A 13,144-nucleotide genomic window follows, 5' to 3' on the forward strand; every position below is an offset into this window, starting at 1 on the left:
GCCCTACAGGCCCAGGGCCGCCGAGATGTCCGCCTTCGCCGCAGCCAGCCGGTCCGCAGCCGCAGCACGTGCCGCCGGAAGCTCAGCGCCGCCGGCAACCGGCACGATGACCTCCAGATAGCACTTGAGCTTCGGCTCTGTCCCCGACGGGCGGACGATGATCCGTGTGTCGTCCTGGGTACGGTAGAGCAGCCCGTCGGTGGGCGGGAGATCCGCGGACCCGGCAGACAGGTCGACAGCGGAGATTACGGCTGAGCCGCCCAGCGAGACCGGAGGCTCCTCCCGCAGACGCGTCATCATCTGCGGAATCAGCGCCAGATCGTCGACCCGCACCGAGAGCTGGTCAGAGGCGTGGAGGCCATGTTCAAGTGCCAGATCGTCGAGCATGTCGAACAGCGTGCGGCCGGATGCCTTCAGCGAGGCGGCCAGTTCGGCGATGAGCAGGCCGGCGGAGATTCCGTCCTTGTCCCGGACCAGGCCCGGAGCCACGCAGTAGCCCAGTGCTTCCTCGTACCCGTAGACCAGGCCCGGCACGCGGGAAATCCATTTAAACCCGGTGAGGGTTTCGTGGTGGGCAAACCCTGCGGACGCCGCGATGCGGGCAAGCAGCCGGGAAGAGACAATCGAGTTTGCGAAGACCGGCGGGCGGCCCGCTGCGCCGCGCAGCTTCAGATGTCCCGCACGGATCCGGGTGGCGAGGTGGGCGCCAAGCAGCGCTCCGGTTTCGTCACCGCGCAGCATGCGCCACTCGCCGGTCGAAGGGTCCTTCGCGGCGACGGCCGCACGGTCTGCATCGGGGTCGTTGGCAAGGACGATGTCCGCGTCAGTCTCCGCTGCCATTGCGACGGCGAGGTCCAGTGCACCGGGTTCTTCCGGGTTCGGGAACGCCACAGTCGGGAAATCAGGGTCCGGCTCGGCCTGTGCCGCTACGAGCTTCACGGAGGTGAATCCGGCATCGCGGAGGACCGCCGTCATGGTTTCGCCGCCGACCCCGTGCATGGGGGTGAGCACAATCTTGAGGTCACGCGCGGGGTAGCCGTCCCGTGACACCAGGCCGTCAACGGCACTGATGTAGTCTGCCACGATCGATTCGGAGACCTCGGTCCAGCCTTCCGGAGCGGTCTCAATCGAGCCCAGGGGGACCGTGTAGTCGATCCGCGCGGCGATCTCGGCGTCGTACGGCGGAACAATCTGCGCGCCGCGTCCCGGACCCTTCACCGTCCGGCCGCCAAGATAGACCTTGTAGCCGTTGTCCTGGGCCGGGTTGTGGCTGGCAGTGACCATCACTCCCGCATCGGTGTCCAGCGCCCGCACAGCGTAGGCGAGCACCGGCGTCGGAAGAGTGCAGGGGAGGAGGAATGCTTCAATGCCGGCAGCGCTGAAAACTGCCGCAGTCTCCAGGGCAAACGCCTTGGAGTTATAGCGTGCGTCGTAGCCAATCACTGCGCTGGGGACCCAGCCTTCGGACTTGTCCTGCAGGAACGAGGCGATACCCGCCGCGGTCCGGCGCACGACGGCGCGGTTCATCCGCATCGGTCCGGCACCAAGGGCAGCACGCAGGCCTGCGGTACCGAACTCCAGAGTGCCGGAGAACCTGTCCGTCAGCTCCGCCAGTGCCGCTTCCGCTGCTGCGCCTTCTGCTGAAGCTTCATCCAGCAGTTTGCGCAGCTGGGCTGCAGTTGCGTGGTCCGGGTCGGAATCGGCCCAGTGCCGGGCTTCAACCAGCAGTTCGTTGCGTTCCGTGGCGGTCAGGCTCATGTCGTACCCCTGTAGATCGGTATGTGTTGCTAGAGGGCGCCGATGAATCCGGCGAGCAGCCGCGAGATGCGGGGACCTGCTTCGGCGCCTGCTTCCAGAACTTCCTGGTGGCTCAGCGGCTGAGGGCTGATGCCGGCGGCGAGGTTCGTTACCAGGCTGATGCCGAAAACCTCCATTCCGGCGTGGCGTGCGGCAATGGCTTCCAGCGCGGTGGACATGCCGACCAGGTCCGCGCCGATTGTCTTGGCGTAGCGGACTTCGGCCGGGGTTTCGTAGTGCGGGCCGGGGAACTGGGCATAGACGCCCTCGGCCAGGGTGGGGTCAACGGTTCGGGCCAGGTCGCGTAGCCGGGGAGAGTAGAGGTCCGTGAGGTCCACGAACGTGGCGCCCTCGAGCGGAGAGGTGGCGGTCAGGTTGATGTGGTCGCTGATCAGCACGGGGGTGCCGGGCTTCCAGTCCAGGTTCAATCCGCCGCAGCCGTTGGTCAGCACCATCACCTTGGCGCCTGCGGCAGCTGCCGTCCGGACACCGTGGACGACGGCGCGTACGCCCTTGCCCTCGTAGTAGTGCGTACGGGCGCCCAGGACCAGGGCGCGCTTGCCGCCCGGAGTCAGGATGGAACGGATGGTTCCAACATGGCCCTGTACTGCGGGGGCGGAGAAGCCGGGGATTTCCGACGCCGGGATGGTGGCCGTGGTTTCGCCGATCAGTTCAGCGGCCTCACCCCATCCGCTGCCCAGGACCAGGGCGATGTCATGGCGGGGTACGCCGGTTTTCTCGGCAATGTACGCTGCGGCGTGCCGGGCAAGTTCAAAGGGTTCATCGTTGCTCACCCGTACAACTTACCGTGTGTTGGGCAGGCCTGCCGGTGCCCGCCCCAGCCGGCTCGTTTGAGCGGCATCCCCGGATGCGACAGAATGGACAATTGTGACGAGCCAACTAGATTTCACTGCCCGAAAAATCGCAATCCTCGGCGGCGGCCCCGGCGGGTATGAGGCCGCCATGGTGGCAGCATCGCTGGGGGCGGACGTCACCATCGTTGAGCGCAACGGGCTGGGAGGCTCCGCCGTCCTCACCGACGTCGTTCCTTCCAAAACCCTCATCGCCACCGCTGACGTGATGACCCGCTTCAGTTCCGCCTCCAACCTTGGCGTGGACTTTGGCGACGCCCAGCCGGTGGCCGCTGACCTGAAGATGGTCAACCACCGCCTCCTGGCGCTGGCCCGCGAGCAGTCCAACGATATTCGCCGAACCCTCGAGCGGATGGGCGTCAAGGTGGTCCTGGGCAACGGACGCCTGCTGGACAACCACACCATTGAGGCCACCGCAGAGGACGGCACCGTCACTACGGTGGACGCCGAAGCACTGCTGATCTCTACCGGAGCCAACCCCCGCGAGCTGGAAACCTCCATGCCGGACGGCGAGCGGATTTTCACCTGGAAGCAGATCTACAACCTGACCGAGGTGCCTGAGCACCTGATCGTGATTGGCTCCGGCGTAACCGGTGCCGAGTTTGCCTCCGCTTACAACGGGCTCGGTGCCCGCGTCACCCTCATCTCCAGCCGCGACCGCGTGCTTCCCGGCGAGGACGCCGATGCCGCCCGCGTCCTGGAGGACGTGTTCCAGGCCCGCGGCATGACCGTTCTCTCCCGCTCCCGCGCAGATTCGGTGAAGAACACGGGCGACGGCGTGCTCGTCACGCTCTCCGACGGACGCACCGTGGAAGGCTCCCACTGCCTGGTGGCCGTCGGCGCCATCCCGAATACACAGGGTATCGGGCTGGAGGAAGCCGGCATCGCGCTGGATGACCGCGGACAGATCAAGGTCGACGGCGTCTCCCGCACCACCGCTCCTAACGTCTACGCTGCCGGTGACTGCACCGGCGTGTTCAACCTGGCCTCCGTGGCCGCCATGCAGGGACGCATCGCAATTGCCCACCTGATGGGGGACAGCGTCAAGCCGCTGAAGCTCAAGCACGTAGCGTCCAACATTTTCACTTCGCCGGAAATTGCCTCGGTGGGTGTTTCCGAAGCCGACGTGGACGCGGGGCGTTACCAGGGCGACGTCATCAAGCTCTCGCTGCACACCAACGCGCGGGCAAAAATGATGGACGTGAAGGAAGGCTTCGTGAAGATCATTGCCCGCAAGGGATCCGGAACGGTGATCGGCGGCGTCGTCGTCGGCCCCCGTGCCTCCGAACTGATCTTCCCGATCGCACTGGCCGTCACGCAGAAACTGCACGTCGACGACGTGGCGAACACCTTCACGGTCTACCCGTCGCTGACCGGGTCCATCTCCGAGGCAGCACGCCGCCTGCACGTGCACATCTAGCGGTTCCCACCTCCACAAACGAGATAACAGAAACTGCCCGTATCAGGTCTGATACGGGCAGTTTCTGTTATCTGGATAGGAGAGGAAGCCCGCTTCCGGATGAATCCAGGTTCCTGAGGCGGGCTTTTTTGCGCGGAAAATCAGGGTTTGTCCAACGTTACGTCCACATTGTGGACAGATGTCCGAATGGCGGACGCGGGGTTTTAGGATGAACCTACTTTCCAACCCGCACCCGAAAGACTTGCCATGTCAACTAACACTCCAAGTGCCGAGACCGAAAAGGCCCCGGCCAATTCCCGCGGACGCGTGATCGTAGCGTCCCTGGTCGGCACCTCCATCGAGTTCTACGACTTCTACGTTTACGCGACGGCTGCGGTCCTGGTCTTCCCGATTCTCTTCTTCCCGAATGCGGAAGGCGTTACCGCACTGCTGAGCTCCTTCGCCGTGTTTGGCGTGGCCTTTATTGCACGGCCGCTGGGTTCAATCGTCTTTGGCCACTTCGGAGACAAGGTCGGCCGCAAGGGGACCCTGGTGGCGTCCCTGCTGACCATGGGTATCGCCACGTTCCTCATCGGCTGCCTGCCGACCGCAACAATGGACGGCTGGACCTTCTGGGCTCCGGCCCTGCTGGTGGTCATGCGCTTCGCCCAGGGCCTGGCACTCGGCGGCGAATGGTCCGGTGCCGCACTGCTGGCCACCGAGAACGCCCCGGCCAACAAGCGCGCCATCTACGGCACCTTCCCGCAGCTGGGTGCTCCGATCGGCTTCATCCTGGCCAACGGCCTGTTCCTGATCCTGAGCTTCAACCTGGCTGAAGAGCAGTTCATGTCCTGGGGCTGGCGCATCCCGTTCCTGGCCAGCGCCGTCATGGTCATCATCGGCCTGTACGTCCGCCTGAAGCTGGTTGAAACTCCGGCCTTCCAGAAGGTTGTGGACTCCGGCGAAGTGAGCAAGCTGCCCCTGGCTGCCGCGTTCAAGTTCTCCTGGCGCCCGATGATTGCCGGCACTTTCATCATGCTGGCCACCTACGTGCTCTTCTACCTGATGACCACCTTCACCCTCTCCTACGGCACCGCTGCCAAGACTGAGGAAGAAGCTGCGGCCAAGGCGGAAGCAGCAGGCAAGGCCTTCGACCCGGATGCCTTCGCTTCCGGCCTGGGCTACGCCCGGAACGACTTCCTGATCATGCTGATCGTCGGCGTCGTCTTCTTCGGCATCTTCACCATGGTTGCCGGTCCGCTCGCGGAGAAGTACGGCCGCCGCAAGACCCTGCTCTGGGTCACTGCAGCGATCTTCGTATTCGGCTTCGCCTTCGACCCGCTGTTCGGCGGCGGATTCGTGGGCACCATGGCACTGCTGATCATCGGCTTCACGCTGATGGGTCTGACCTTCGGGCCGATGGGTGCTGTGCTGCCGGAGCTGTTCCCGACTAACGTCCGGTACACCGGCTCGGCGATCGCCTACAACGTCTCCTCGATCCTCGGTGCTGCTGTTGCCCCGTTCATCGCAGTGGCGCTGTGGCAGGCTGCTGACGGCAGCCCCTGGCTAGTGGGTATCTACCTCTCCTCGATGGCCGTGCTGACGTTCATTGCGCTGTGGGTTACCCGCGAAACCAAGGACGTGGACTACGTAAACCACTCCAGCTAGTTCCACCGCTGGTACGCAAGAGGCCCGGATCCGATTGGATCCGGGCCTCTTTGCTGCGGTTAGTCCAGGATTGTGGCGATGACGGCCCCGGCAGACACCGTGGCACCGGGCGCTGCGGTCAGTCCGCTGACCGTGCCGGCCTTATGGGCGGTAAGGGGCTGTTCCATCTTCATGGCTTCGAGCACCACCACCAGGTCGCCTTCGGCTACCTGCGCACCATCTTCGACCGCCACCTTTACGATTGTGCCCTGCATCGGGGACGTCAGGTCATTGCCCGTTGCCGCAGCAGTCGCGGACCGGGAGCGGCCCTTGCGCTGCTTGCCGTTTGAGGATGCCGAGCCGCGGCCGGAAAGCTGTGCCAAACCGGCCGGAAGGGTGATCTCAAGGCGCTTGCCGCCCACCTCAACCGTGAGGCGCTGGCGGGAGGCGTCGTCGTCGTTTCCGTTTGCCGGCTCACCGCTGAACGGCGCGATCGTGTTGTTGAATTCGGTCTCGATCCAGCGGGTGTGGATGCTGAACGGGCCCTGTTCCGGTGCGAATGCGGGGTCCGAGACAACTGCTGCGTGGAACGGGAGAACAGTCGGCAGGCCGGTGATTTCCATTTCCTGCAGGGCGCGGCGGGCACGCTGCAGCGCCTGCTCACGGGTGGCGCCGGTGATGATCAGTTTTGCGAGCATGGAGTCGAAGTTGCCGCCGACGGTTTCGCCGGCTTCGATGCCCGAGTCGACGCGGACGCCGGGGCCGGTGGGCAGGCGCAGGGTTTCAACGGTGCCGGGGGAGGGCATGAACCCGCGCCCGGCGTCTTCGCCGTTTATGCGGAACTCGATGGAGTGGCCGCGGATTTCGGGATCGGTGTAGCCAAGCTCTTCGCCGCGGGCGATCCGGAACTGTTCGCGGACCAGGTCCAGGCCGGTGACTTCTTCGGAAACGGGGTGTTCCACCTGCAGGCGGGTGTTCACCTCGAGGAAGGAGATGGTGCCGTCCGTGCCCACGAGGAACTCGCAGGTTCCCGCGCCCTGGTAGCCGGCCTCGCGGAGCAGCGCCTTGGAGGATTCGTAGAGGCTGCGGGTCTGCTCTTCGGTGAGGAACGGTGCCGGGGCCTCTTCTACCAGCTTCTGGTTGCGGCGCTGCAGCGAGCAGTCTCGTGTCGAGACTACGACGACGTTGCCGTGCGCATCGGCCAGGCACTGGGTCTCAACGTGACGCGGTGCATCGAGGAATCGTTCGATGAAGCATTCGCCGCGGCCGAAGGCAGCTGTGGCCTCCCGTACGGCGGAGTCGTACAGTTCGGGGATTTCCTCAAGCGTGCGGGCAACCTTGATGCCGCGTCCGCCGCCGCCGAAGGCGGCCTTGATGGCAACGGGCAGCCCATGTTCCTGCGCGAAGGCGAGGACTTCGTCGGCGCTTGTGACGGGATCCGGGGTGCCCGGAACCAGCGGAGCGCCAACCTTTGCAGCGAGGTGCCGCGCCTGGACCTTATCGCCGAGCTGTTCGATGGCTTCGGGCGACGGGCCAATCCAGGTCAGTCCGGCATCGATCACCTTGCGGGCGAACTCTGCGTTCTCGGACAGGAACCCGTAGCCGGGGTGGATGGCGTCGGCTCCCGCGCGCGTTGCCGCGGCCAGGACCTTGTCCATGTCCAGGTAGGAGTCAGCAGCCGTGCTGCCGCCCAGGGCGAACGCTTCGTCAGCGAGACGGACATGGAGTGCATCCCTGTCCGGATCGGCGTAGACGGCGACCGTGCCGATGCCCTCGTCGCGTGCGGCCCGGATAATCCGGACGGCGATCTCTCCGCGGTTGGCAATCAGGACCTTGCCCAGTGGGGCGGGGGTGTTCTGGCTCATGAAATGCACTGGCTCCTTTGATCTCTTGGGAGCGTAGCGCGGTTTTGTTGTCTCCCGCCATAAACCGTGCTGTTTCTGCGTGGGGCGACGGCTTTCGTTGTGGGGACCCTACAAAGGTGTCGCCCAGCCCGGAGACATGTTTGCGTCTGTGGATAACTCCGGCTCCGCCGGACCAGCAGGTAGAAGTGGGGGCTGCGCCTACCCAAGCCGCTCCCGCCGTCGTTGTCCGGGCCTTTCCTGATCTCCGAGGCGCGGGACCTTGGGCTCAGTGATGGGCGGCTGCGGGCATCAGACCTCCGGATCCCGAGCCGGGGGATCCGCGTGCCGCGTTTGTCCGGCAATGCCGGTGATGACGGGGACCTCACGGCCCGGGCGAGGCCGTACCTCGAGCTCCTGCCCGATGCTGTCCTCAGCCACACAACTGCGGCGAGGCTGCACGGGATGCCGCTGCCGGCGTTATACCGGCACGAGTCGGTGCTGCACCTGGCGCGGGAACCGGCGAAGCCCGCTGCGAGACGCAGGCACATCCGGGGTCACCGGCTGGCGCTCCGTTGAGGGGACATCCTCAGCCCCCTGCCGGGGATCCGTGTCACGTCGCCCGCGCGGACATGGTTTGACCTCGGCGGAGTGCTGCCGCTTCCCGCGCTGGTCGCCGCGGGCGACTGGCTGGTCTCGGCACATGGACGCAGCTTCGGGTATCCGCGGCAAGCCCTGGTGGCGCTGAACGAACTGCAGGACTTCGTAGCGGAGCTGCGGGGCGTGCCGGGAATCCGCACTGCACGGATCGCTGTCGGTCTTTTGCGGTCCGGGGTGGACTCACCACAGGAAAGTTACCTTCGCCTTATGCTGCAGAAAAACGGCCTGCCGGAGTTCCGGCCGAGCTGTCCACTGCTGGACGGAGCCGGCCGTCCTGTGGTGTGGGCCGACCTCGGCTGTCCGGAGTTCCGCACCTGTGTGGAGTACGACGGCGAACACCACCTGACCCGCGAACAGCAGTTGAGGGACCACAACCGGGACCTCCTGGTACGCGAGCTCGGATGGCACCAGGTCAAGGTTTCGAGCGGGGACATGCAACGCGGCAGCAGCTGGGTTGCGGCGAAGGTGGCCCGCGGACTCAAGCTCGGGGGCTGGATCCCGGAGGGGTGACCCGCTGGGAGGTTGAGGGGCTGGGACAGACCTGTATGTACGTAACCTTCGGTGAGATAACGCAGCTTAGAAGGGGTCCGCGGGAAGTCTCGGTGCGATATCGCTGCTCTGGGGCAACCAGAGGGACATTATCTGCACGAGGGTTGGGCACAGAGGGCTCTAAGGGACGTTATCTGCAAAAAGGTTGGGCCGGAGGTTGCCAGCGGTGGGTTTCGGGACGCGGGCAGCGGCGCGGAACGTGCCTGAAACCGGCCACGCCAGCTCACCCCGGCGCCGCTAGCTCGCCCGGCCACAGAGCCGCGCCAGCTCACCCCGGCTCGCCCGGCCCACCGGCCCCGGTGCAGCCCCGGCCACCGAAGCGGCCTACTTCCAGAGCGAAGTAACCCCGACGCCGGCACTGGCCAGCAGATGGCGAAGCGTCGAGACCGAAAGCCCCACGACGGCATGCGGATCACCAACAACCTTCTCGATGAAGGCACCGCCCAGGGAATCGATCGTAAAGGAGCCGGCAACCTGCAGCGGTTCACCGGTGGCGATGTAAGCCTCGATCTCGTCGTCGAGCAGCTTGGCGAAGTGGACCTCGGCCGAGCTGACGGCACCAAGGGTGGCACCGGAACCGTCTTCGTCGGTGTCGCGGCAGTCCACCAGCCAGTGGCCGGTGTGAAGGACGCCGTAGGTGCCGCTCATCCGCCGGATCCGTTCGCGGGCGACGTCGGCCTCCCACGGCTTCCCGTGTGCCTCGCCCTGGAACTCAAACACCGAGTCGCAGCCCAGGACCAGGGCACCTTCGGCTTCGGGGAGCGATGCCACTGCTTCGGCCTTGGCGCGGGCCAGCAGCAGTGCGGTGTCGTGCGGGTCGGTGAGGCCGTAGCGGGCAGTTACCGCGTCCTCGTCGACGTCGGACACCATCACCCGATGGGCTATGCCTGCATTGTCGAGCAGCTTGGTGCGGGCCGGGGATGCGGAAGCAAGAATCAGTTCAATCACGCCTCCAGCCTAATGGCCGAGAAAACTAAGAACGGCCGCCCCAGCAGTGGGACGACCGTTCTTTTGAAAGTGCGAGCAGGAAAAACCTTACCCTCTGGACGCGGATCCTGCAGGAACGGATGAGGAGGAAGCGTCCTCCTGCGCAGGAAGTTCCGAAGGATCGGGTGTAATCGTTTCAGAATCGTCGTCGAACGGGTCGCCGTTGCGCTTGGCGTTGTACAGCTCCGGCAGCAGCAGGCCGTTGCGCTTGGCAACGATGGTCGGCACAACAGTCTGTCCGGCCACGTTCACCGCGGTGCGTCCCATGTCCAGGATCGGGTCGACGGCCAGCAGGAGCGCCACGCCTTCGAGCGGCAGCCCCAGAGTTGAGAGCGTCAGGGTGAGCATGACGACGGCGCCGGTGGTTCCGGCGGTTGCCGCGGAGCCCAGGACTGCAACGACGGCGATCAGCAGGTACTGCCCGATGTTCAGGTCGATGCCGAAGAACTGTGCCACAAAGATCGCCGCGATGGCCGGGTAGATCGCCGCGCAGCCGTCCATCTTGGTGGTGGCACCCAGCGGCACGGAGAAGGAAGCATACGCACGGGGTACACCGAGGTTTCGTTCGGTGACCCGCTGCGTCAGGGGCAGGGTACCCACCGAGGACCGGGAGACGAAGCCAAGCTGGATGGCCGGCCAGGCGCCGGAGAACCATTGGCGGACCGAGAGGCCATGCGCCTTGATGAGCACGGGGTAGACCACGAACAGGACGATTGCCAGGCCCAGGTAGATGGCCAGCGTGAAGGTGCCCAGGGATCCGATGGTGTCCCAGCCGTAGGTTGCGACAGCGCGGCCGATCAGGCCAACGGTACCCAGCGGGGCCAGACGGATGATCCACCACAGGACCTTCTGGATAACGGCCAGCGCGGAAGCGTTCAGCGCCAGGAACGGTGCGGCAGGCTTGCCGACCTTGAGGGCAGCTATGCCGACGGCGATTGCGATGACCAGCACCTGCAGCACGTTGAAGTTCAGAGTGGTCGTCAGGGTTTCGCTGGTGGAGGCGGTCAGGCCCAGGAAGTTACCCGGGATCAGGCCGGTGAGGAAACCGATCCAGCTGCCGGTGCCGCCGTCGTACCCGTCAGGGGCGGTGGCATCAGCGTTGGCGCCGGGCTGCAGGATCACGCCAAGCGCGATGCCGATTGCGACGGCGATCAGTGCAGTGATGGCGAACCAGAGCAGCGTCTGCCAGGCCAGGCGCGCAGCATTGGAAACCTGGCGCAGGTTGGCGATGGAGCTGACGACGGCGGTGAAGATCAGGGGAACGACGGCGGCCTTCAGCAGCGAGACGTAGCTCGAGCCGATGGTCGACAGCGTGGTGGTGAGCCAGTTGGGTTCGCCGCCGACGGTGCCCATGTTCTTCGCCAGCAGGCCCAGGCCAAGGCCGATCAGCAGGGCAGCGATGATCTGCGGACCAAAGGAGGTGGCCCAGCGTGGAAGCCTGCGCCGGGTCTCGGCGGCGGCGGGGGACTGTGGGGTTGTCTGTGGTGATGTCACCCGTCGATGCTAGACGGGGTTTCTTAGCAGAGCCTTTTTGAGATTGCGAAATGTTACGGTCCGCGGAGTTGGTCATCCCTGGAATTGCGAGCCGAAAACGCGTTCTGTGGCGCGGGACCGCGGATGTCCGCCCTTATTCCCGTGGGCGCTGTGACGATTGTCCCACTGGAGAACCATCCATGGCAGCAAAAACGCCCGGCCGGAAACCCGGCCGGGCGTTCAGGCAGGCGCTAGTTTTCCAGCAGCGCCCGGCGCAGGGTGTCCAGGCCTACCGAACCCAGACGCAGGGCGCGGGTGTGGAAGGTCCGCGCGTCGTAGGCGTCGCCTTCGCGGCTGCGCACTTCGTCGCGGATCTGCTCCCAGAGGCGCTGGCCCAGCTTGTAGGCCGGTGCCTGTCCCGGCCAGCCGAGGTAGCGGGTGAACTCGAAGTTCAGCTGGCCTTCGGAGATGGCGATGTTCTGCTTCAGGAAGTCATATCCCTTCTCCGGAGTCCAGGTACCTGTGCCCCAGCGCTCGGGGATTTCAAGTTCCAGGTGCACGCCGATGTCGAAGACCACGCGGGCTGCGCGCATACGCTGGGCGTCCAGCATGCCCATCCGGTCCCCGGGATCGGAGAGGTAGCCGAGCTCCTCCATCAGCCGCTCGGCGTACAGTGCCCAGCCTTCGCCGTGGCCGGAGACCCAGCAGACGTTGCGGCGCCAGCTGTTCAGGGTTTCCCTGGCCGCAGTGGCCGTGGCGATCTGCAGGTGGTGGCCCGGAACGCCCTCGTGGTAGACCGTGGTGGTTTCCTTCCACGTGGTGAACGTGTCTTCGCCCTCGGGGACGGACCACCACATGCGGCCGGGACGGGAGAAGTCCTCGGACGGACCGGTGTAGTAGATGCCGCCCTCGTTGGTGGGCGCGATCATGCACTCAAGCCGGCGCATGGGCCCGGTGATTTCGAAGTGTGTTTCGGAGAGCTCCGCGACGGCGCGGTCGGAGAGTTCCTGCATCCAGGCCTGCAGCTCGGCGGTGCCGTGCAGCTGGCGCTCGGGATCGGCGTCGAGCAGTTCCATGGCTTCGCGGACGGAGGCGCCTTCCTTGATCTGGTTCGCCACCTTCTCCTGCTCGGCAATGATGCGGTCCAGCTCTGCCACGCCCCAGGCATAGGTCTCTTCCAGGTCCACGGCTGAGCCGAGGAACTGGCGGGAGAAGAGCGCATAGCGTTCCGCACCGACGGCGTCCTTTTCCGGCGCCGCGGGCAGCAGCTCGGTTTCCAGGAAGTTCACCAGCGAGCGGTAGGCGGCACGGGCGCCGTCGGAGTTTTCCTTCAGGGCAGCCTGCAGCTGCTCGGGCAGGGCGGAGCCGTCCGGAAGCTTGGCGCCGGAGGTGTAGGCGTCGAAGAATCCACCGTCCTCGGCATACTTCGTGGCCTGTTCCATGACGATCTTCACCTGGCGGCGGGCCGCAATCCGGTCCTGCTCGGCACCGCTGCGCAGCGAGGTGATGTACCCGGCGACGGCGTCGGGAACGTTGTGCAGGCGGCCGCAGATGTGTTCCCAGGCCTCCACGGTGTCCGTGGGCATGAGGTCGAAGATGGCCCGGATGTCCTGCGCGGGGGACGCAATGTTGTTCAGGTCGGCCAGATCCCAGCCGGATGCATGGATTTCCAGGGCCAGCCCAAGGCGTTCGCGCATGGCGTCCAGGGTTACGCGGTCGACGTCGTCCGCAGGCTGGAGGTCTTCCAGCCGCTCAAGGGTTTCGCGCATGGCCTCGGCCATGGATTCCAGCCCGGCGGGGGAGTAGTCGGCGTACTCCGTTTCATGGCCGGGAATGCCCAGGGAAGTCGCGAAGGAAGGATCCAGGGAGAGGAGGTTCTCCGTGAAGGCTTCGGCGACGGCATCAATCGCGGTGGGCAT

Annotated in this window: 10 protein-coding genes; 4 read left to right on the forward strand and 6 right to left on the reverse strand. The window is 65.5% G+C overall.

Going from position 1 to position 13,144, the window contains the following annotated elements; all coding sequences use genetic code 11:
- Positions 1-3: 3 nt before the first annotated feature.
- Complete coding sequence (locus tag FYJ28_RS07795; protein ID WP_154578913.1) at positions 4-1,758, reverse strand: phospho-sugar mutase; 1,755 nt, start codon at positions 1,756-1,758, stop codon at positions 4-6.
- 29 nt (positions 1,759-1,787) lie between these two features.
- A complete protein-coding gene (locus tag FYJ28_RS07800) occupies positions 1,788-2,591 on the reverse strand; it encodes a purine-nucleoside phosphorylase (RefSeq protein ID WP_326831590.1) in 804 nt (267 codons plus the stop codon).
- Between the two features lie 94 nt (positions 2,592-2,685).
- On the opposite strand from FYJ28_RS07800, the gene FYJ28_RS07805 reads away from it, so the two are divergent.
- On the forward strand, positions 2,686-4,089 hold the full coding sequence (locus tag FYJ28_RS07805; protein WP_055240330.1) for an NAD(P)H-quinone dehydrogenase: 1,404 nt from the start codon (positions 2,686-2,688) through the stop codon (positions 4,087-4,089).
- Positions 4,090-4,335: 246 nt separating this feature from the next.
- On the forward strand, positions 4,336-5,736 hold the full coding sequence (locus FYJ28_RS07810; RefSeq protein ID WP_055240331.1) for an MFS transporter: 1,401 nt from the start codon (positions 4,336-4,338) through the stop codon (positions 5,734-5,736).
- 59 nt (positions 5,737-5,795) lie between these two features.
- Here FYJ28_RS07810 and FYJ28_RS07815 read toward each other — a convergent pair whose 3' ends face one another.
- Positions 5,796-7,580 (reverse strand): acetyl/propionyl/methylcrotonyl-CoA carboxylase subunit alpha, encoded by a 1,785-nt coding sequence (locus FYJ28_RS07815; RefSeq protein WP_055240332.1) that lies wholly within the window; start codon positions 7,578-7,580, stop codon positions 5,796-5,798.
- A 321-nt stretch (positions 7,581-7,901) separates the two neighbouring features.
- Between FYJ28_RS07815 and FYJ28_RS07820 the strand changes: the two genes are divergently transcribed.
- Both FYJ28_RS07820 and FYJ28_RS07825 read left to right on the forward strand, forming a co-directional pair.
- A complete protein-coding gene (locus FYJ28_RS07820; RefSeq protein WP_154578914.1) occupies positions 7,902-8,135 on the forward strand; it encodes a hypothetical protein in 234 nt (77 codons plus the stop codon).
- A 72-nt stretch (positions 8,136-8,207) separates the two neighbouring features.
- Complete coding sequence (locus FYJ28_RS07825; protein ID WP_326831591.1) at positions 8,208-8,726, forward strand: endonuclease domain-containing protein; 519 nt, start codon at positions 8,208-8,210, stop codon at positions 8,724-8,726.
- Between the two features lie 363 nt (positions 8,727-9,089).
- Here FYJ28_RS07825 and FYJ28_RS07830 read toward each other — a convergent pair whose 3' ends face one another.
- The 3 genes from FYJ28_RS07830 to FYJ28_RS07840 all read right to left on the reverse strand — a co-directional run bounded on the left by FYJ28_RS07830 (position 9,090) and on the right by FYJ28_RS07840 (position 13,144).
- Positions 9,090-9,713 (reverse strand): Maf family protein, encoded by a 624-nt coding sequence (locus tag FYJ28_RS07830; protein WP_326831592.1) that lies wholly within the window; start codon positions 9,711-9,713, stop codon positions 9,090-9,092.
- Positions 9,714-9,800: 87 nt separating this feature from the next.
- Positions 9,801-11,246 carry a dicarboxylate/amino acid:cation symporter gene (locus FYJ28_RS07835; protein WP_326831593.1) on the reverse strand — a complete coding sequence of 482 codons (1,446 nt, stop codon included), beginning with the start codon at positions 11,244-11,246 and terminating at the stop codon, positions 9,801-9,803.
- Positions 11,247-11,476: 230 nt separating this feature from the next.
- Positions 11,477-13,144, reverse strand: a complete 1,668-nt coding sequence (locus FYJ28_RS07840; protein WP_055242002.1) for a DUF885 domain-containing protein — start codon at positions 13,142-13,144, stop codon at positions 11,477-11,479.

This window comes from Arthrobacter sp. BL-252-APC-1A, from assembly GCF_009696625.1.
GTDB lineage: Bacteria > Actinomycetota > Actinomycetes > Actinomycetales > Micrococcaceae > Arthrobacter_B.